17 protein-coding genes are annotated in these 19,079 nt (G+C 63.2%); 6 read left to right on the top strand and 11 right to left on the bottom strand.

Translation table 11 applies throughout. The features are described 5' to 3' along the window. Positions 1–199 precede the first annotated feature (199 nt). The 3 genes from D2V04_RS07415 to D2V04_RS07405 form a co-directional block, all read right to left on the bottom strand. The gene (locus tag D2V04_RS07415; RefSeq protein WP_119512675.1) at positions 200–1,156 is read right to left on the bottom strand and encodes a phosphotransferase; all 957 of its coding nucleotides are present in this window, start codon (positions 1,154–1,156) and stop codon (positions 200–202) included. A 773-nt stretch (positions 1,157–1,929) separates the two neighbouring features. Next, positions 1,930–2,892 (bottom strand): zinc-dependent alcohol dehydrogenase family protein, encoded by a 963-nt coding sequence (locus D2V04_RS07410; protein ID WP_119512674.1) that lies wholly within the window; start codon positions 2,890–2,892, stop codon positions 1,930–1,932. Positions 2,893–2,971: 79 nt separating this feature from the next. Next, positions 2,972–4,027: an NAD(P)-dependent alcohol dehydrogenase gene (locus D2V04_RS07405; RefSeq protein ID WP_119512673.1), complete on the bottom strand. Its 1,056-nt coding sequence runs from the start codon at positions 4,025–4,027 to the stop codon at positions 2,972–2,974. Between the two features lie 230 nt (positions 4,028–4,257). On the opposite strand from D2V04_RS07405, the gene D2V04_RS07400 reads away from it, so the two are divergent. Then, the gene (locus tag D2V04_RS07400; protein ID WP_119512672.1) at positions 4,258–5,364 is read left to right on the top strand and encodes an NADH:flavin oxidoreductase/NADH oxidase; all 1,107 of its coding nucleotides are present in this window, start codon (positions 4,258–4,260) and stop codon (positions 5,362–5,364) included. A gap of 62 nt (positions 5,365–5,426) precedes the next feature. On the opposite strand, the gene nhaA is transcribed toward D2V04_RS07400, so the two are convergent. Both nhaA and D2V04_RS07390 read right to left on the bottom strand, forming a co-directional pair. Further along, positions 5,427–7,247 carry a Na+/H+ antiporter NhaA gene (nhaA, locus tag D2V04_RS07395; RefSeq protein WP_147391794.1) on the bottom strand — a complete coding sequence of 607 codons (1,821 nt, stop codon included), beginning with the start codon at positions 7,245–7,247 and terminating at the stop codon, positions 5,427–5,429. Then, positions 7,210–7,461 (bottom strand): hypothetical protein, encoded by a 252-nt coding sequence (locus D2V04_RS07390; protein WP_147391793.1) that lies wholly within the window; start codon positions 7,459–7,461, stop codon positions 7,210–7,212. The genes nhaA and D2V04_RS07390 overlap by 38 nt, the downstream gene beginning before the upstream one ends. A gap of 97 nt (positions 7,462–7,558) precedes the next feature. Between D2V04_RS07390 and D2V04_RS07385 the strand changes: the two genes are divergently transcribed. After that, the gene (locus D2V04_RS07385) at positions 7,559–8,170 is read left to right on the top strand and encodes a hypothetical protein (protein ID WP_119512669.1); all 612 of its coding nucleotides are present in this window, start codon (positions 7,559–7,561) and stop codon (positions 8,168–8,170) included. 457 nt (positions 8,171–8,627) lie between these two features. On the opposite strand, the gene D2V04_RS17760 is transcribed toward D2V04_RS07385, so the two are convergent. Then, positions 8,628–8,957, bottom strand: coding sequence for a hypothetical protein (locus tag D2V04_RS17760; RefSeq protein WP_147391792.1), 330 nt, complete (start codon positions 8,955–8,957; stop codon positions 8,628–8,630). Between the two features lie 442 nt (positions 8,958–9,399). On the opposite strand from D2V04_RS17760, the gene D2V04_RS07380 reads away from it, so the two are divergent. The 3 genes from D2V04_RS07380 (at position 9,400) to D2V04_RS07370 (ending at position 13,043) form a co-directional block, all read left to right on the top strand. Continuing rightward, on the top strand, positions 9,400–10,227 hold the full coding sequence (locus D2V04_RS07380) for an alpha/beta fold hydrolase (protein ID WP_228766315.1): 828 nt from the start codon (positions 9,400–9,402) through the stop codon (positions 10,225–10,227). Between the two features lie 142 nt (positions 10,228–10,369). Continuing rightward, entirely contained in the window at positions 10,370–11,200 is an 831-nt protein-coding gene (locus D2V04_RS07375; RefSeq protein WP_119512668.1) for an alpha/beta fold hydrolase, read from the top strand. A 226-nt stretch (positions 11,201–11,426) separates the two neighbouring features. After that, entirely contained in the window at positions 11,427–13,043 is a 1,617-nt protein-coding gene (locus D2V04_RS07370; protein WP_119512667.1) for a GMC family oxidoreductase, read from the top strand. Positions 13,044–13,180: 137 nt separating this feature from the next. Here the strand turns inward: D2V04_RS07370 and D2V04_RS07365 are convergent, their stop codons facing one another. The 3 genes from D2V04_RS07365 to D2V04_RS07355 all read right to left on the bottom strand — a co-directional run bounded on the left by D2V04_RS07365 (position 13,181) and on the right by D2V04_RS07355 (position 15,348). Then, positions 13,181–14,161, bottom strand: a complete 981-nt coding sequence (locus D2V04_RS07365; protein ID WP_147391791.1) for a hypothetical protein — start codon at positions 14,159–14,161, stop codon at positions 13,181–13,183. Positions 14,162–14,242: 81 nt separating this feature from the next. Beyond that, positions 14,243–15,022: an SDR family oxidoreductase gene (locus D2V04_RS07360; RefSeq protein ID WP_119512665.1), complete on the bottom strand. Its 780-nt coding sequence runs from the start codon at positions 15,020–15,022 to the stop codon at positions 14,243–14,245. Continuing rightward, the gene (locus D2V04_RS07355; RefSeq protein ID WP_119512664.1) at positions 15,019–15,348 is read right to left on the bottom strand and encodes a nuclear transport factor 2 family protein; all 330 of its coding nucleotides are present in this window, start codon (positions 15,346–15,348) and stop codon (positions 15,019–15,021) included. Before D2V04_RS07355 ends, D2V04_RS07360 begins: the two co-directional genes overlap by 4 nt. A gap of 118 nt (positions 15,349–15,466) precedes the next feature. Between D2V04_RS07355 and D2V04_RS07350 the strand changes: the two genes are divergently transcribed. Beyond that, a complete protein-coding gene (locus D2V04_RS07350) occupies positions 15,467–16,375 on the top strand; it encodes a LysR family transcriptional regulator (protein ID WP_119512663.1) in 909 nt (302 codons plus the stop codon). Between the two features lie 141 nt (positions 16,376–16,516). On the opposite strand, the gene D2V04_RS07345 is transcribed toward D2V04_RS07350, so the two are convergent. Both D2V04_RS07345 and D2V04_RS07340 read right to left on the bottom strand, forming a co-directional pair. Next, complete coding sequence (locus tag D2V04_RS07345; RefSeq protein WP_182849699.1) at positions 16,517–17,455, bottom strand: DMT family transporter; 939 nt, start codon at positions 17,453–17,455, stop codon at positions 16,517–16,519. 217 nt (positions 17,456–17,672) lie between these two features. After that, complete coding sequence (locus tag D2V04_RS07340; RefSeq protein ID WP_119512661.1) at positions 17,673–19,058, bottom strand: NAD-dependent succinate-semialdehyde dehydrogenase; 1,386 nt, start codon at positions 19,056–19,058, stop codon at positions 17,673–17,675. Positions 19,059–19,079 lie beyond the last annotated feature (21 nt).

Raw genomic sequence — 19,079 nt, 5'->3', positions numbered from 1 at the left:
TCGGACGGCCGGGAGCAGCTTGCTCTCGAGATCGTAGCTGGCAACCAAGATGCGGGTGGCGGCAGCATTCTCAGGCGGTGAGCCGCCCATTCCGGCTGGTCGCGCGCCGCCGGACATCAGGTTTAGACGAGCGAATGGCTCCAGCCCAGCGACCAATTCGAACTGTCCGGTGCAATAATGCAACGCCCGTCGATCACGGTCAGCTATCTGCCCAGCACGCGTGGACCCCATCGAGCAGGGCCAGAATCCTGTCCTTGTCGGTGTCCGGATATTTTAGCTGGCGGAGCAAATAGCTGTACGCGCACGCGGCCAGTTCGCGGTTCCCAACGACGACATTGTGAGACCATTCTCGGCATGCGCGGATGAACATCGGCATTGGACAACCGACAAGATAGGCGTCCAGATCATGCCACTGACGACAGGCATCGATGGTTGGCCAGGCCGGTCCCAGCGTCGGGTTCGCCTGTAGCACTGCACTCAGTTCTAGCGCGACCGGGTCGTAGCCAGCGGCGCCTGGGCCGACATCGCCATAGTCGATCACCAGAACCTTTCCCTCAGGCGAAACGAGAATATTCTCCCCGTGCAGGTCACCATGCACGCAACACCACCGGGTCTGGATCTCCCGGCTTTCAAATTCGGCCGCCCAGCCAAGACCGAACTCGGCATGAAGCTGCTCTGCTCGATCATCCCTCACCCATGACCTTCGGATGGAGGCGATTGTTCGACGCTCCTCATTCTTCCCGTTCGACCAATCCGCGAGTGCCTCCTGGGTAGCTGAGACCGCTTTCGCCGCCAACGCGTCCTGTTCCGCCATGGTCTTGAACATGGACGCATCATGGCCGTTAGCCAGCTGGTAGAAGATGCCGGCTGTCGCGCCAGCGCCAAACTCCAGTAGCTTCATCTTGCGAGGCGTCGCCGAACCGTCGAGGAGCACGACATTGGCGTCATATCGCGCATCCTCGTCCTGCATCTTAGCCAGCTCTCCAACCTTCGCTACGACGGGGCGGATAGCGGCGCCGGTCTGATCGAACATTTGGAGCCGCAAGGGACGGGCACCGGACTTGCCTGCGCCGATCGAGTGCACCGAGCAGCGACGGGCATCGAAATGCTTGGCGAAGATCCGAATAAGGCGATCTTCGCCTAGGCTGAGGTTCAAACCATTCGTCTGAAGCTGTAGGAGGACAAAAGAGTTTTTCCGGAGACAAAAAAGATATTCCGTTTCGGAATCTGGAACAAAAAAGAAGTTCCAAAAATTTTTCGCCTGAGTCCCGCAGAAAACCTAGGCTTTTGCTGTTCCACGGCGTGGCTATGGCAGCCAAATTCATGGTTACCTGAACGTGAAGTCCGCTCGTTTTACGCGCGTCCACCTACACGCACTCCGCGAGCCGCATCGCTCCTTCACGGGTGATCCCCACAGCGGTCCTGGCGAGCTGCTGTGTTCCGGGGAGGCGGGCGATTAGCTGGCCGTTGCGGGGGCCCCTAATGGAGCCGCCGCTTATCGGGCCAACAAGAAAGGCGCGAGGGGGAGTGCCTGCCGATCATCTGATGGCCGCGCCCGAAAGGCGGATAAACGCCGGCAACCAGCCAGAAGAGCGGTGGCTTCTGAAGCCAGGATGAGATGAAGCTGACGTTGAGCGGCGCTCGCGATTTCGGCACCTCCCGCCGACATTGCCGACGTTCAGCTGCGAAGCGGCTTTGGTGAAAGCCGCCGTCCGTTCAGTGAAGCAGATGAGGTTTCCAAATCCTTACCGATCACGTTGCCGGCTGAGGCGTGGCTCTGGCGAAGTACAGCCCCGCCGCCATGAGAGCCATTCCGAGCAGCCGCGCTCGCGTTATCGGCAGGTGGCGGCGCCACGCAATCCGAAAGGATCTATCGCTGCTGATAAGCTCGGCACCTGACCGGTCGCACTCACGACTAATGCTTGCTTCTTACCACTCGACACCAATCTTACCGAAGTGTTCGGCGCTCATCTCGAACCGAAACGCATCGGCGAGTTGATCGAGCGCGAAGCGGCGGTCAACGACCGGCCGGATCCCACCACGGCCAAGCGCGCGGACGAAGTCCTGCTGCTCGCGCCGGCTGCCGACAATTAGTCCCTGAAGCCGCGCCTGCTTGGACATCAGCGCCGCGGTCGGCACCTCACCAACACCACCGGTCAGCACTCCTATGAGCGAGATATGCCCTCCCACGCGCACCGCCTCGATCGATTGCCCGAGCGTCCCGGGGCCGCCAACCTCCACCACATGATCCACGCCGCGCCCCCCGGTCCAATCGCGCACCACACGACCCCAATCCTGCTGCTGGCGATAATTGACCACGAAGTCGGCGCCGAGATCTCGTGCCCGCTCAAGCTTTTCACTTGAGGACGAGGTGATTGCCACCGTCGCCCCCATAAGCTTCGCGACCTGGAGCGCCCAGATTGAGACACCGCCGGTTCCGAGCAGCAGAACCGTATCGCCGGCCTTGAGCTTGCCGTCGACCACGAGCGCCCGCCATGCCGTCAGGCCCGCCGTCGTGATCGTCGCCGCCTCGACTGCGTCATACCCTTCCGGCGCGTGGGTGAAGGCGGTTGCGGGAAGCACCACATACTCCCGGGCGAAGCCATCGATGCCGTCGCCGGGGGTGCGGCTGAAGTCCCCGATCGTGGGCGTGCCATCCTGCCAGTCCGGGAAGAAGCACGACACGACCAAGTCGCCGGGTGCGAATTCAGTCACGCCGGCGCCAACGCTCTCGACCACACCGGCGCCATCAGCCAGCGGGATCCGCCCATCGTCGGCAGGCATGCGGCCAAGGACAACCCCTAGGTCATGAAAATTCAGCGAGCTGCCGTGAAGGGCGACGCGAATTTCGCCTGGCCCTGGGCCGGCGGGTTCCGCACGATCCTCCATCATCAATCGGTCGAGGCCGGCTGGCTATCGTACTGCCATTACTTTCATGGGGAACTCCTCAGCTACAGACCATGCGGTGCAATCAGGACGCCAGCGTGCTGTTGTCGATCACGAAGCGGTACTTCACATCGCTGCGCTGCATCCGGTCGTAGGCCTCGTCGATCTGCTGGATGGGGATCATTTCGATGTCTGCGACAATCCCGTGTTCGGCGCAGAAATCGAGCATCTCCTGCGTCTCGGCGATGCCGCCGATCAGCGATCCTGCGATCGCCCGGCGCCGGAAAATCAAGTTGCCTACGTCGGGCGAAGGGTGCGGATGCTCGGGCACGCCAACCAGCGTCAGCGTACCATCGCGCTTCAGAAGGGCGGTCAGAGCATCGAGATCATGGCTGGCCGCAACCGTGTCGAGGATGAAGTCGAACGTGCCCGCGTGGCCCTCAACCTCTTCAGCGTTGCGCGAGTTGATCACCTCACCCGCACCCAGCGCCGTTGCATCGGCACGCTTGCTCTCGGACGTGGTGAAGGCAACCACGTGTGCGCCCATCGCGTGGGCGATCTTGATAGCCATGTGGCCTAGCCCGCCGATGCCCACGACGCCGACCTTCTTGCCGGGACCGACGTTCCAGTGGCGAAGCGGCGAGTAAGTGGTTATCCCGGCGCACAGCAGCGGCGCGACGGCGGAAAGCTGATCTTCCGAATGGCGGATGTGGAGGACGAAGTTCTCGTTGACCACGATCTGTTCCGAATAGCCGCCAAGGGTATGCCCGGGGGCATCCTCGGTCACACCGTTATAGGTGCCGACGAAACCACCTCCGGTGCAGTATTGCTCCTCGCCATCGCGGCAGGAGGGGCATTGCTGGCAACTGTCCACCATGCAGCCGACTCCGACGATGTCCCCGACCTTAAACTTGGTGACCTCACCCCCAACGGCACTTACGTGGCCGATGATTTCATGACCGGGCACACACGGGTAAAGCGTGCCTCCCCATTCCGAGCGGACCTGGTGCAGGTCGGAGTGGCAGACGCCGCAATAAGCGATGTCGATCTGCACGTCTTGTGGGCCGGGTGTCCGGCGCTCGATCTGCATGGGCTCGAGCGGCTTATCCGCGGCGTTTGCCCCGTAGGCGGGAGTTGTCATGTATGGCTTTCCTGAAGACGAAGGTTCTGGGTTCGGTTTGACAACGCCCGGACCGGGGCGAAGTTGCCGTCAGCCAACCCACAAGGGCCACGGGTCATGTGGTTCGAAAGCGGGTGGGCGGATCGAACCAAGCAGATCGGGCGTTGGTTACCGTTCCCCAAGACCTCCCGGAGATCCGTGATGCTCAAGCAGCGTTCACTCAGCGCCCACTTTGCCGGGCGGACGCCAGCATGAGCGGACCTGGCCTGTTCACGCCGATTACGGTCGGCGATCTCACTCTCCGCAATCGCATCGTGATCGCGCCGATGTGCCAGTATTCGGCCGAGAACGGGTGCATGACCGATTGGCACCTGATCCACTTGGGGCACCTGGCGCTGTCAGGCGCAGGGTTGCTGACCATCGAAGCGACCGCGGTCGTGCCGGAGGGGCGCATCACGTACCGAGACGCCGGCCTGTGGGATGATACGACCGAGGGCGCGATTGCGCGGGTGCTCGACAGCGTACGCCGCTGGTCGGACATGCCGATCGCGATCCAGCTTGCGCATGCGGGCCGCAAGGCTTCCACCGAGGTACCGTGGAAAGGTGGAGCGCAGCTACCGCCGGACCACGCCAACGGCTGGCAAACCGAGGCGCCTTCCGCGCTTCCCTTCGCAGCGGGCGAAGTGCCGCCGATGGCGCTCGATCGCGAAGGACTCGCTTCCATCCGAGAAGCCTTCGCCGAAGCAGCGCGCCGGGCGGCCCGGCTTGGGATCGGCGCGGTGCAGCTGCATGGCGCGCACGGCTACCTGCTTCACGAGTTCCTCTCGCCGCTGTCGAACCGGCGCGATGACGAGTACGGCGGCAGCCTCGAAAACCGCATGCGCTTCCCGCTCGAGGTGTTCGATGCCGTCCGCGCGGCCTTTCCGCCCGATCGTCCGGTGTCGGTGCGGGTCTCCGGCGCCGATTGGGTTGAGGGCGGATGGGATGTCGAAGGGACGATCGCCTTCGCACGAGCCCTCGAGGCGCGTGGCTGTGCCGCCATTCACGTCTCGAGCGGCGGGCTCGATCCCCGGCAGGACATCCCCGTGGGCCCGAGCTACCAAGTGCCGCTCGCCCGCGTGGTCAAACAGGCGTGCGGCATGCCGGTCGTCGCGGTCGGCCTGATCCACGAGTACGAGCAGGCCGAAGCGATCGTCGGCACGGGCGACGCCGACATGATCGCGATTGCCCGCACGATCCTCTACGATCCGCGCTGGCCGTGGCACGCTGCTGCACATCTCGGCGCTACGGTGAAGGCGCCGCCGCAATATCTGAGGTCGCAGCCGCGGCGGTTCCGCGGGCTATTTGGAGGCGAATGATGCTCCCACCCTCACCGATTCCGCTGGCGGGGTGATCCCTGCCGCAAAGGGGCACCCGCCGATCAGTCTCGTCGGTTGGTCCAAGATGTTCGGGCGAGAATAAGAGTGCCGAAAGCCGCCGCCAGCAGCGAACCCAGCAGGATGCTGAGCTTCACGGTTTGCAACTCGGGGCCGGTGAAAGCTGCGCCCGCAATAAAGATCGACATCGTAAACCCGACCCCCGCGAGGATGCCCGCGCCGGTAAGCTGCGCCCAGCTGATTTCCGAAGAAAGTTCGGCAAGACGCAAGCGCACCGCGAGCCAGCATAGCCCGACGATGCCCAGCGGCTTGCCGACCAACAATCCGAGGATCACCCCGAGGTTTGCGCCCGACAGCGGGGCAAAGCTGGCGCCCGCGATAACGATGCCGGTGTTGAAGAAGGCGAACAGCGGAAGGACGAGGAAGCTCGACCAGTTCTCCAGCGCATGCTGAAGGTGATAGCCCGGCTCGCGCAGCCGCCCAATCGCCCGCTGCAGCGCCTTGAGCGCACCGGGCTCGATCTCGGTGCGTTCCTCTACGACTGCATCGGCACGGCGGAGCTGCGACTGAAATATTGCAGTCGTCTGCGCCGCGACGCCTTGGAGATTGGCTGCCGCGCGGGAGGGAATGGCGATCGCAGTCAGTACGCCAGCGAGCGTCGCGTGGAGGCCCGACTCGTGAACGAAGGCCCACAGCGCCGCGCCCAACAAAAGGTACGGCGTCCGCGTATAGATGCTGCCGCGATTGAGCAGCATCATCGCGCCGAACAATCCTGCCGCGACGAGGAGCGGTCCCACAGCGATTCCGCTTGAGTAGAACAACGCGATTACGAGGATGGCCCCAAGGTCGTCGGCGATCGCCAGCGCGGAGACGAAGATCACCAGCGAACTCGGAACCCGGTTGCCGAGGAGCGCCATGAGCCCGAGGGTGAAAGCGATATCGGTCGCCATCGGCACGCCCCAGCCGACGATCTCGGGTGTTCCCACCGTGACTGCGGCGTAAATCAGCGCGGGCACCGCCATCCCGCCGATCGCGCCGATGATCGGCAATTTCGCCCGGCGAAAATCGGAGAGCTCGCCGGTCACGAGCTCGCGCTTGATCTCAATGCCGACCAGCAGGAAGAACAGCGCCATCAGACCGTCGTTGATCCACGCGTGGAGCGGGAGCGCGAAGGTCGCGTCGCCGAAACTGAGACCGAGCGGCGTTTCCCGCAGCAGTTCATAGGGCTCGCGCCAGCCGCTGTTGGCGACCACCAAAGCGAGGATCGTCGCAGCGACGAGCACCACGCCCGCGGATGCCGCCCACTCCGCGAAGGCCTGTCCGGCGAACCTGATCCGCAGACCGAGCGGACGCTCGATCGTTTCCAATAGAGCGAGTTCGTCCCATACCCCTTGGTACCGCCGACCGTCGATGAATAAGGCCGGAGTGCGCTCGACACCGGCAGCTTCGGCCGATGCCCTGTCCTCCTCGATCCGCTGCAGGGTCTCGGGCGATGCAAGATCCGCCTTGAACTGCAGAATGTCCAAGTCGAGTTGTGCGGCGATCTCGACAATTCGGTCTTCGGCCATTTGTTCGGACGAGCGAAAGAGTGCGTCGTGCATCTTCCAGAAGGCGTCCTGCTTCCCAGCCGCCACCGCGGCGCGGGCGGCGAGCAGGGCCGGTCCCGAATCGGATGGCAACTGGCGGTAAGCGAAGGCGGTCGCCTCAGGCAGCCGGCCAGCGGTTCGCAGGAGGATGTCCCTCGCCCGTCCAGTGAGCGGGTCGAGGTAGTCGCCGTATTTTATCATCACCACCCTGGGATCCGCCGGGCCGATGTGGAAATCCCGGTCAGGGTCGAACGGCGCGAAGGAGGTGCTGGTTGGCAATGGAAACCTTCCGCTGGTGATTCTGCCTGCGCAGACGGATCACCAGCTGAATGTTGATGGCGAAGGCTCGTTCCGTCGAGAAGTCTTCGAGGCCGCCGACCTCGACATTCATCCGGTCGAGATCGGCGGCAGTCGCTTCGCCTTTTATGAGCCGTCCCAGGACCTCGACGGTGGCGACCGCTTCCTCGCAGCGCTCGCGGCGAACGTCGGCCATGATATCGCCGTTGCGTCTGAGCTCGTGATGTCCGACGTACACCGCCGGTCGATCACCCGAGGTCTTGTGACGATTCCCGGCGCGCCCAGACTTTCTCTTGCTTGGCACACAACACAGTCTCGAAGAAGAAGATGGCCAGCGCTTCAATGAGGCAGTCCTCTTCAACAGCATCGGCAAGGAGCCATACCGTCAACGCAAGCTCTGGCCGGCGTCGATCGGGGCCGACCAAGCCAAGGTGCTGGGTCTTTGCTGTCATTCGAGTTCGGTCTTGGAGAATAACGCCGCTGCGAGGACCGTCCGTATCGCTGACATGGATTGGTTCGGGCACGTCATCGTCCTAATCTGCCAAGATACGCAGCTCTCGATTGCGGCGCAGCTCATCGAAAATTTCCAGCCAGACTGGGTTCTCGTTCCGATTCTCGACTGTAATCTCGCAGCTGCGCGATGGGCCCATCGGCGAACGCTCGCGTTGAGCGCCAATTGCCAAACCCGTTTCGTTGCAGTCACCAGCACAACTCTGAAATGGCGTTACGAGCACGACACCGACCCGGTGATTGGCATGGCGATCGGCCCGGCGGTGCCGGCGTCGGACCGCGAGATGGAGCGCTCGGCGATTTGCGTGGTGGCGGATCCAGACCAATCGCCGGCAATCGGCCGTGCGGTTTGGGGTGGGCAAGGATGGGTCCAGTCGCTCGTCGTGACCAATTGAACGTGCCTCGGCGCTCTGCCAACAATTTGCGATCCTAAGCGATGCGTTGGCTAACGGGGGAGACATGGCAGTCTAACCATCAAATCTCGATCTCTCGGAAAGAGACTGCTCTGAATAGGCTGGAGACGTCCGCTCTCTTCGTTTGGCTTCTATGAGCGGCTTGTCTCCAATCGGCCCCATCCCCGTCATTTCGCGCAAGTGGGTTCTAGCGGCAGCTATGGGCCGGTTGCTGATCGGCAGGTTACGGGCGGCGAGAGGCGGAAACCCGACTTCCATTCCGCCTCTCAGCGACGGCGGCTCTCGCCGATATAAGCCGCCGTTCCACAGGCGAAGGTCACCCGCCGTAACCAGCCATACGTTCATCCACCCGAGCTAACCGCTCGAACGGCTGGTATACGGCTGGTACTAAGAATGGTGCCGGGTAGCCTGGCGCGCGGGATTTGGTGGAGAGCCGACATCAGGCTCCACCGTCATACGCATCGAATGTAAACACCGCGGCGGTTCCTAAAAACCACGGTGCCGCATAGGCAATCACAGTGGGCCAAGAAATACCATTAGCCACCACAACAATCACGGCAGCGATAAACGGAACTGCGCTCAATACCCTTGCGAGTGTTGATGTCGGCACGGGTGTGACGAAGATTCGGCCAGTTTGAATGAGGCCCTCGAGCACCCCAGCGGTAGCTCCTCCGACAACCGCAATTACGAGATACCCTGTCCGCTCCGCCAACAAAAATGACCCGGTGTATACCGCCAGCAGAAGAATGAGCCGTGCGATGTATATCATACTAGAGCTGTCGCGGAGAGGATCGGTTTACGAAACATCAAGCACCGTTCGCAGCTTCACATGATGACCACAATGGCGTCGTCTCCGGAAGGGCAGATTCCAGGCGCCCAAGTGCCGACAGCCGCCGTTCACTGCAGCTCAAGCAGTTCTGGCTTGTCTCGCCAAGAAAGCAGCCCTTGGCACAGCGAAATTAGCTTCCCGAAAGCGGCGGTACGTTCACTATCGAAATTAGCCTTATCATTCTGCTTTCGAACAAATTTTGACTGAAGCCATTTCTTGTCAGCTGCAGGCGTCGGCTGCGGCAAGACCATCCTTGCGCACCGCATAGATGAACAACTCAAGTCGTCAGGGCGCAGTTGGTCACTTCACGCATCCCGTTATCAAGCCTAACAGTTTAGGCGTATAGTAAGCAGTGCCGGAACTTTTATATTTCGACGCTCCCATGAGGAAGGAGCCCGACATGCCAAGTAAAATTCGCCAGATAGCTCTAGGCGCGGCGACCGCCCTGGCGGTTGTTAATACCGCCCATGCGCAGCCGGACGACAGGGCTGGAGAACAAACCAGCATCGTGCTGGTTCATGGCGCCTTTGCCGATGGGTCGGGCTGGCGCGGCGTCTATGATCGGCTCGTCGCAAAAGGTTATCGCGTGGCCATCGTGCAGAACCCGTTGACCTCGCTCGAAGACGATGTCGACGCCACCAAGCGCGTGATTGAGCGTCAGCCCGGGCACGTCATACTGGTCGGACACAGTTGGGGAGGCACGGTGATCACCGAAGCCGGAAACCATCCGAAGGTGGCGGGCCTCGTCTATGTCTCGGCGCTTGCTCCCGACACGGGTGAGACGACTGCCCAGCAGTATGAAGGCTTCCCCGCTGCCACCGAGTTCGTGATCGACACGCAGAGCGATGGCTTCGGCTTCGTGAACCGGGACAAGTTCAAGGCTGCTTTCGCGGCCGACGCGAGCGACAGCGACGCGGCGTTCCTGCGGGATTCGCAGGTACCGATCAACATGGCAGTATTCACCACTCCGATCAGCGAAGCCGCGTGGCGGAGCAAGCCCAGCTGGGCCGTGATTGCTCGCGAGGATCAGGCCTTTGGTGAAGGCATGCTGCTGCACATCGCGCGGCGCATGAACGCCGACATCACCGAGGTGCCCGGAAGCCACGCGCTGTTCATGACCCAGGCGCAGGCGGTGTCCGAGGTGATCGAGCGCGCGGCACGAGAGACCCGACAGCAAGCTGGTGAGACGACGGCCGCACGCGCGAACTGAGCAGGTGGGCGGAACGCAACAGCCGGAGCATGCCGGCTTCGCCCCTCGTTGTGTGACTTCCAACAAGCGTGCCGCTGCCGAGCGACGGCTAGAAACCCTCAGTAGCGGCGCTTCTGCCGCTCGAAAGCAAGGAGATCTTATCATGGCGACGATCACCACCAAAGACGGAACCGAAATCTTCTACAAGGACTGGGGCAGCAAGGACGCGCAGCCGATCGTGTTCCACCACGGCTGGCCGCTGTCGAGCGATGACTGGGACAGCCAGATGCTCTATTTCCTAGGCCAGGGCTATCGGGTCATCGCCCATGACCGGCGCGGCCACGGACGCTCGAGCCAGACCGACACCGGCAACGAGATGGATACCTATGCCGCTGATGTCGCCGAACTGGCGGCCGCGCTCGACCTCAGAGACGCCATTCACGTCGGCCACTCCACCGGTGGCGGCGAGGTGGCCCGCTATGTCGCTCGCGCCGCGCCGGGTCGGGTGGCCAAGGCGGTGCTCGTCGGCGCCGTGCCGCCGGTGATGGTGAAGTCGGACGCGCACCCAGACGGTGTCCCTATCGAGGTGTTCGACGGCTTCCGCGCGCAACTCATCACCAATCGCGCAGAGTTCTATCGCGAGATCGCCAGCGGCCCGTTCTTCGGCTTCAATCGCGACGGGGCGAAGGTCAGCCAGGGACTCATCGACAACTGGTCGCGTCAAGGGCTCGCCGGCGGCGCCAAAGCGCAGTACGACTGCATCAAAGCATTCTCGGAAACCGACTTTACCGAGGACCTAAAGGCGATCGACGTTCCCGTGCTGGTGATGCACGGCACGGACGATCAGATCGTCCCCTTTGCCCACCATGGTCCGAAGGCAGTCGAACTGCTCAAGAACGGAACCTTGAAGGCGTATGATGGCCTGCCGCACGGCATGGCGCAGACGCATCCGGAGATCATCAACCCGGATCTCCTCGCCTTCTTCCGTAGCTGAGCGAAACAAGGGAGGCTGGCAACCAGGCAAACGCCGGTCGCTAGCCCGCCCCTTCATGCGTCGACCCCATGGCCGTCGCGGACGTGACGACCAAGCCGCACGGCAGGCTTGGACCGCAGGCCGGCAACACCAGCCGAGCCTCAAGCACAACCCGAACCTCCGATTAGCGCCGGTGGCGTGCTGCCGCCGCGCGCTTGCGGAGCAATGCTCAGATCAAGGACCCCTGATGACAGACCGGAATGTTACCAGCGAAACCGCAGACTTCGAACGCCGTGCCCGCGAGAACCAGGTGCGCCTGACCGCTCACCTTCGACCGGCCTATGACTTCATCGTCTGTGGCGCCGGATCGTCGGGATCGGTCATCGCCCGCCGCCTCGCCGAAAATCCGGACTGCCGAGTGCTTCTCGTCGAAGCAGGCGGAAGCGACGAGTCCGAGAGCGTGCTCGACCCGGCCCAATGGCCTGCCAATCTCGCAAGCGAGCGCGACTGGGGCTTCCAGGCCGAACCCAATCCTCATCTGGATGGACGCGCGCTGTCGATGTCCATGGGCAAGGGCCTCGGCGGTGGCTCCAGCATCAATGTGATGGTCTGGGCGCAGGGGCATCGCAGCGACTGGGACCATTATGCCGCCGCATCCGGCGATCCGGGCTGGGGACACGATGCTGTGCGCCAGATTTATCGTTGCATCGAGAACTGGCAGGGCAAGCCGGACCCGCAATATCGCGGCACCGGTGGCCCTGTCTGGGTCCAGCCTGCCGGTAATCCAAGTCCGCTTGCGGGCGCCCTGCTGGACGCGGCGCAGGAGCTTGGCATCCCGCGCTTCGACAGCCCCAATGGCCGCATGATGGAAGGCGAAGGCGGCGCAGCCTATACCGACCTGCTCGTGCGCGATGGACGGCGCAATTCGCTGTATCGCGCCTATCTGCGGCCCTTGGCGGACCGGCCGAACCTGACGATCCTGACCGACACGCTCGTCCGGCGCGTCCTCTTCGACGGCCGCCGGGCAGTCGGGGTGGAGATCGAAAGAAACGGCGAGGTTCGCCCGGTCATGGCGGGAAACGAAGTGATCGTTTCCACTGGCGCGATCAACACGCCCAAGCTGCTCATGCTCTCGGGACTGGGTGATCGCGCAGAGCTTGCCCGCCATGGCATCCCGCTGGTCGAGCACATTCCCGGTGTCGGGAAGAACCTCCAGGATCACGTCGCCTTCTGCTGCACCTGGGAGTATCACCGCCCGCTGGCGCCGCGTAACAGCGGGAGCGAGGCCACCCTCTACTGGAAAACGCGGCCGGAACTGGAAGCGCCGGACCTGCTATTCTGTCAGGTCGAGTTCCCGGTGCCGAGCGAGCGCACCGCCGCTCTCGGCGTGCCGGAGCACGGCTGGACGATGTTCGGCGGACTGGCTCGCCCGCAAAGCCGCGGCGAAGTGCGCCTTACCTCGTCCGATCCGCATGCAGCTCCGATTGTGGATGCCAACATGTTGTCCGATCCGGCGGACGTCGAGGCCGCGCGGGTGTGCGTCGCGCTCACCCGGGAACTGGGTGCCGCCGCCGCCTTCAGGCCTTTCGTCAAGCGGGAGGCAATCCCCGGCGAGGGCAACCCGGTCGATGATCGCTTCATCCGCGATTCCGCGGTGACCTACTGGCACCAAAGCGGCACGGCGCGCATGGGGCGCGACGACATGGCGGTGGTCGATGCGGCGCTCAAGGTGCGGGGCGTCGAAGGCCTCCGGGTGGCCGACGGGTCGATCCTGCCGAGAGTTTCTACGGGAAACACCCAGGCACCTTGCGCGATCGTGGGGGAACGGGCGGCGCAATTTATCCGCGACACCCACGGGATCTGAAGTCTGCGGCGATGCGGACTTCCCCCGGTTCCGCAGGCCGCAGCCCCCCTCTAGGGTGGTTCAGTCCCGCCGCCGGAGAGGGCCGGGGCTGGTTCTCGGCCCTCGAGCTGGGCGAAGTTTCCGCGACGTTCGGCTACTCAGGGTTTCGTCACGGACCCGCAGTGCTGCTCGTAGCGATCGAGCAGCGCTTGCACCTCCGAGAAGCGCAAGCTGACTTCAGGGGCTTTGAGCGGTTCGTAGCGATACAGGGCGAACCCCTCGCGGTCGCGGACGGTGAGTGTCAGAGACTGGTTGAAGCGCGAGGCGAGCTGCTGCCAGGCGAAGAGCTCCGCCAGATCTTCGGGTGCTGCGGCACTGGCATAGAAGGAAACGAACGGGCTCTTGCGAAGCGACTCGTAGAACGCAGGGGAATACCGCCGGGGAATGGCCGGCGCCCTTCGAAATGGCGTCCTTGCGGCTAGGCTGGAAGCGTGCGGCTCGGACAGAGTGCGAAGATCTTTCCAGATGTCAGCACGGAAAGATCCGGTGGCTTTTTCGCTGAGGCCAAGCACCTGATCGACGATATGCGTCGCCTCATGCAACAGGATGTAGGCAAGCGCATCACTCTGCCCAGCGTCGAACTCGACACTGAACCCCGACCCGTCATCTTCGAACAGCCGGGCTTCCTTCGTGTTCAGAAACGCGGTCAGGCTTTCGTCCAGCAGGCTCGCTCGCAAGGTGATGTCGAACTGCGAACGCGTCTCGTCGAGGCCGGCCCTGCTCGTGAGTGCACTTCCGGAACCGGGCTGAAGATCGAGGAAGCTCAGCCGCCTCAGGTGATGCTGAAGAACGTCCCGATGCAGACGCGGCAATCTTGCGAGCGCGCGTTTCACGATGGTCAGTTCTTGGGGTGTGAGTTCGTGCGCAGAAATGGCACTTGCGCCTGCACCAGAGAAAATCTCGATGATCGCGGGGTCAGGCCTGCCGATACGAGAATCCAGCGGGACGGGATTGTCTCTATTGAGCCCGACGCAGGCAGCAGGCTGCGATCCGTCAGGCATCGACTGGGCAAGCACCGCGGTCGGTGCGGTCTGACTCGCCAGTGAAAGCGCCACAATCGCCCAGAAGGCATCCCTCAAAGTGCGCATCCCGCCTGCTGACTGGAGTTCTGCATTGATCCTTCATCCTCCCTGCGTCCTCCTGGCGCAGGACGCTCCGCCTCAAGCCGTGGGCACCGTCCCGCCGTCGATCACGTATTCCGTACCGGTAATGGTGCCGGCGCGGTCTGACGCGAGGAAGGCGATAAGGTTCGCTACCTCTTCGGGCCTTGATGGTCGGCCGATGGGTATTCCGCCAAGCGAGTCCATGATCATCTGCTTGCCTTGCTCGACGTCGACCCCATGCTCTGACGCAAGGCGCCTGGCCAGGTCGACCGAAGCTTCGGTCTCGATCCAGCCGGGGGAGACCCGCACGACCCGCACGCCCTTGGGCGAGACCTGTTTCGAAAGGCTCTTGCTGTAGGTCGACAGGGCCGCCTTCGCGGCTGCGTAGGCGGTGGTCGCCTCCGGCAGTGGCAGTTCTCGCTGGATCGAGGTCACGTGGATCACGACACCTGACCCGCGCGCCTCCATGGCGGGAACAAGCTCGCGGTCGAGACGGATCGCCGGCATGAGGTTGAGGTCGAGTTCCTGTCTCCACTCCTGATCGGACAACGCCTCATAGCCACCGGCCGGTGCCGACGAGCCGCCCAGCATATGAACTATGATGTCCACGCCGCCGAGCCGTTCGCGCACGGCAGCGGCAAGTCCGATGCAACCTTCCGGACGCGTAAGATCCGCAGCAAAGAACTGCTCGTCTGACAGCTTGTCCGGGTTGCTTCGGGCACTGGTCAAAACGCGGGCGCCGAGTTCTTGGAACAGGGCTACCGTGGCAGCTCCCGCGCCCCGCGTGCCGGAGGTGATGAGGGCCCGCTTGCCCCCCAGGTTCACGAACGGGATCATGGGACGATCTCCAGTTCGGCGATCTTGTCATCCTGAAGAACGAAGAAATATCGCAGGTCCACCGGACTTCCAGGAAAGTTGCCGACAAGATGGCTAGTGACGATGGTTCGTCCGCCTTCTTCCGCAAGCGCGAAGGGCTCGGCAGTATAGGTGTACTGCGTGGACGCATTCGCGATCCACTGCCGGATCGCATCCCGGCCGGTGTAGGTGTTGCCTTCGTCGACGACGATCGCGTCCTGCGTAAAGCAATCCGAGATCGCCCGCGTATCGCCCTGCTTGTCGGCGGAAAAATAGGCTGCGATCGCGCCCGGTAGTTCGATGGTCATTGGTGCCTCCAGTTTGGTCCCGCGTTCTCAGCGGTTCCCGTCCGGTCACGAATTAGGGCTTCAACGGCGTTCGAATAAGTGGGATAAAGCGGTACGGGGAATTGCGGCTTTCGGGACAATGCGGAACTACAACCTCACCGATTTCGATGCGGTCCTCGCGATAAGCCGGAGGGGATCCTTCCGCGCCGCCGCGCTCGATCTAGGAATGTCGACGAGCGCGCTCAGCAACGCGATTGCGAAGCTGGAGGGGCAGCTTGGCGTGCGCCTTTTCAATCGCACGACGCGCAGTGTTTCGCTGACGGATGCCGGACGACGGTTTGTCGATCAGGTCACGCCTGCTCTGACGGACATTCACCAGGCTCTCGATACCGTGCGCTCTCAGCAGGAGACGCCGTCCGGCACGCTGCGCATCAACACATTCGCGACAGCCGGGCGCGAGATCATCGCGCCGTTGGTGATCGAGTACCTGCGGCGCTTTCCCCAAGTTCACATCGACATCGTGACCGAAGGGAAGCTCGTCGACATCGTGGCGGCTGGGTTCGATTTCGGAGTGCGCAGCGAGAATCTCGTCCCGACGGACATGATTGCGATCCCCCTGGGGCCATCCAGGCGATATGCCGTGGTGGCCACGCCTTCCTATTTCGAGGATCGCGACCGGCCGCGTGTCCCGTCCGACCTTCTCGCGCATGCCTGCATTCGCACGCGGTTGCCCTACGGAGCGATGTTCCGCTGGCAATTTGAGGCGGAAGGGCAGCCCGTGCAGGTCGATGTAGACGGTCCGATCACCCTCGACGAGGCAAGTCTGGCGCGCATCGCCGTGCTTGAATCCGTGGGCATCGGCTTTTTCATGGAATCCGACGTGCGCGACGACATCGAGGCAGGCCGGCTCGTACGCATTCTCGAGCAATGGACACCTCCGCTTTCGCCCCTGTGCCTCTATTATCCAAGCCGACGCAATCCGCCTGCGGCGTTCAAGGTTTTCGTCGACCTCGCGCGCGAACTCGCTCGCTCGTCGCGCCAGCACTGAACATGCATGGGTGCTCGGCTTCAATGCAGTGTGTATCCGTTCGAGGCTACGGCGGCCAAGCTCGTGCCCGGTGGCCGCGCCCTCGTTACCGTTTCCCGCAAGATCACTCGCCTCATACGAAACAGGTTCCGCCGTCGGAACTTAGCCGGCGCTGCGCTGTCTGATTGACAGCATGAGGCCGGCAGTCAGGACGACCACGCCTGCGACCTGCGTCAGCGTCGGCATCTCGCCAGCCAGCGGCACGCCAAGGAGGATCGCGACGCCCGGCGCAAGAGCGGGGAAAAGCGAGGCCCGAGCCGCCCCCAGACAGCTCACCGCACGGCCGAAAGCGAATAGCGAAACGATGCCCGAGAACACGCCCAGCACGATGGCGAACTCCATCACCATAAACGGGCCTGCGGCAATCAGAGCCTGCGGGCCGCGAATGAGAAGGTAGGCAGGAGCATAGACCAGGAGCGAGAGGACCGAGATCGCTGCGGTGGTTGCCATGGGGTCGGCGGACCAGCGGTGCTGCAGCAGGGTGAACAGTGCCCACATCAGGCCGGCACCGGCGAACAGCAGGTCTCCTTTCCAAGCCTGCGAGCCGCCGTCGAGCAGACCAGGCCCGACAGTGATGGCAAGACCGGCGACGATCACCGCAAGTCCGATGGCGCGCATGATGCCGACCCGCTCATCAAGAAAGGCTCTGGCTAGGACGGTGCCCATCAGCGTCACGGTGCCGAGCTGGATCACTGCACCGTGTGCAAGGGGCGCAAAGGCAAAGCCGGCAGCGCTCACCAGGACGAACAGCGGACCGGCGAGCAGCGCGAACACCGCTCCGCGCAACCAGCCGACGCCGCCGAGCGACCTCACGTCCCTGCGCAACAGCCAAGGCAGCATCAGTGCGCCTGCCGTGCCGTAGCGCAGGAAGGCGAGGTCGGCCGCGTTGAGGCCTGCCTCAATGCCGAGGCGCGAATATGCGAAGAAGCCGCCCCAGATCAGCGCAGCGATTGCGCCCCATATATATCCCTCTTGGTCTCGGGTGAGGCAAGGTAGACATGAGAAGGCCGGGAGTTGATTGGTTGCAGGCGATGAGAGCATCGCTTTGGTTCCTTGTGCGCACGGGACGTGTTCCGGAGACCGACGCGCCGCGTCATGGCGCACGGGAAGAGTGCGACGGGAAGGGACCATCGGTCTCAGGTGGGACCTTCGCCGAGCCCTGGTGCGGCGCTTCGAACCTCAACCAGAAGGGGCCGCCCAGAGCACGATGAAGGGTAGGAGGTCGGAACCGCTCCGACTTCTCGCCCGGATGGATAGGTCACGCGGCCTGTCTGGTGGGCGCCACCACCACGAGCTTCTGATTGATCAGCTCCTTGATACCGCTCTCGGCTAGCTCACGGCCGTATCCGGAACGCTTTACGCCTCCGAACGGCAGTTCCGGGCCGCCGCCGGTCATCGCATTGATCCAGACCATGCCCGCCTCGATCCGCGATGCGAGTGCCTTGGCTCGGGCAATGTCGGCCGAGAAGATGGACCCGCCCAGGCCATATGGGGAGTCGTTCGCCAGCTCGACCAGCGCGTCGTCGTCGGGAACGATGTGGACTTGTGCAACCGGTCCGAAGAACTCCTCGAAATAGGCCGGATTGTCCCGTCGGACGTCGGTCAGGATCGTCGGCTCGAAATAGGCGCCATCGCCCTGAACCGGGTTGCCGCCATGGAGGACACGAGCGCCCGCCGCGACCGCATTACGAACCTGCTCGGCGAGGCTGTCGCGCGCAGCCATCGAGGACAGAGGGCCGAGACCGACACTCTCATCCATGGGATCGCCCACTCGCATCGCTTTGAACCTTTGCGCGAGCTTCTCGATGAAGCTGTCCGCCACCCTCTCGTGAACAAGAAAGCGCTTCGCCGCGGTGCAAACCTGTCCGGCAACCGTCAGCCGGCCGGCTGCACCCGCCTCGGCGGCGTAGTCGAGATCCGCATCGTCCAGCACGGCGAAGATGTCCGAACCGCCCAGCTCGAGCACCGACTTCTTGAGGTTACGACCAGCTTCGGCGGCCACGATACTGCCAGCCTGTTCGGAGCCGGTCAGCGTGACGCCCTGGACGCGGTCGTCCTGCAGCAGCTTGGCCACCTGGTCCTTACCCGCAAACACCGTCGTCCAGACGCCCTTGGGAGCACGCGCTTCAAGGATCAGCTCTTCGAATAACCTCGCACATTGCGGCACTATTCCTGCTGGCTTGACCAGCACGGGATTGCCGGTCGCGATCGCGGGAGCGGCCACACGCACCAGTTGGTAGTAAGGAAAGTTCCAGGGTTCGATGGCGACCACGACGCCGATCGGATGGAACTCGATCCAGGCATCTCCCTGGTCGGTCTCGATCTTCTCGGGCGCCAGCATCCTCGCAGCATTGTCGGCAAAGTGGCGCGCGATCCTCGCGGTTTCCTCGACTTCCCAACGCGCCTCGGAAATGCGCTTGCCCATCTCGCGAACGGCAACTCGCGCCAGTTCCTCCGCCCTTCTGTCGACCAGATCGGCCAATCGTGACAGAACCGCCAGCCGCCGTTCGATAGGTCCTCGCGACCAGTCCGACCTGTAGACCGCGTCCGCCTGTGCAAGGGCGTTCTCGATCTCCTCGTCGGAGTGGTTGGGAAACTCCGCAACGGTCTCGCCGGTCGCGGGATTGGTGCTCTTGTACGCCATGGGAATTCTCCATCGCTGGAG

The organism is Pelagerythrobacter aerophilus, from assembly GCF_003581645.1.
GTDB classification, from domain to species: domain Bacteria; phylum Pseudomonadota; class Alphaproteobacteria; order Sphingomonadales; family Sphingomonadaceae; genus Pelagerythrobacter; species Pelagerythrobacter aerophilus.
The sequence above is the reverse complement of the archived record's forward strand: the minus strand, read 5'-3'. Positions and strand labels throughout refer to the sequence as shown.

Coding starts and splice junctions, on each gene's coding strand:
- D2V04_RS07410 (WP_119512674.1), bottom strand. CDS start 2,892: ATGATGGAGGATCGTGCGGAACCCGCCGGCCCAGGGCCAGGCGAAATT.
- D2V04_RS07405 (WP_119512673.1), bottom strand. CDS start 4,027: ATGACAACTCCCGCCTACGGGGCAAACGCCGCGGATAAGCCGCTCGAG.
- D2V04_RS07400 (WP_119512672.1), top strand. CDS start 4,258: ATGAGCGGACCTGGCCTGTTCACGCCGATTACGGTCGGCGATCTCACT.
- D2V04_RS07390 (WP_147391793.1), bottom strand. CDS start 7,461: ATGGCCGACGTTCGCCGCGAGCGCTGCGAGGAAGCGGTCGCCACCGTC.
- D2V04_RS17760 (WP_147391792.1), bottom strand. CDS start 8,957: ATGATATACATCGCACGGCTCATTCTTCTGCTGGCGGTATACACCGGG.
- D2V04_RS07380 (WP_228766315.1), top strand. CDS start 9,400: ATGAGGAAGGAGCCCGACATGCCAAGTAAAATTCGCCAGATAGCTCTA.
- D2V04_RS07375 (WP_119512668.1), top strand. CDS start 10,370: ATGGCGACGATCACCACCAAAGACGGAACCGAAATCTTCTACAAGGAC.
- D2V04_RS07370 (WP_119512667.1), top strand. CDS start 11,427: ATGACAGACCGGAATGTTACCAGCGAAACCGCAGACTTCGAACGCCGT.
- D2V04_RS07360 (WP_119512665.1), bottom strand. CDS start 15,022: ATGATCCCGTTCGTGAACCTGGGGGGCAAGCGGGCCCTCATCACCTCC.
- D2V04_RS07355 (WP_119512664.1), bottom strand. CDS start 15,348: ATGACCATCGAACTACCGGGCGCGATCGCAGCCTATTTTTCCGCCGAC.
- D2V04_RS07350 (WP_119512663.1), top strand. CDS start 15,467: ATGCGGAACTACAACCTCACCGATTTCGATGCGGTCCTCGCGATAAGC.
- D2V04_RS07345 (WP_182849699.1), bottom strand. CDS start 17,455: ATGCTCTCATCGCCTGCAACCAATCAACTCCCGGCCTTCTCATGTCTA.
- D2V04_RS07340 (WP_119512661.1), bottom strand. CDS start 19,058: ATGGCGTACAAGAGCACCAATCCCGCGACCGGCGAGACCGTTGCGGAG.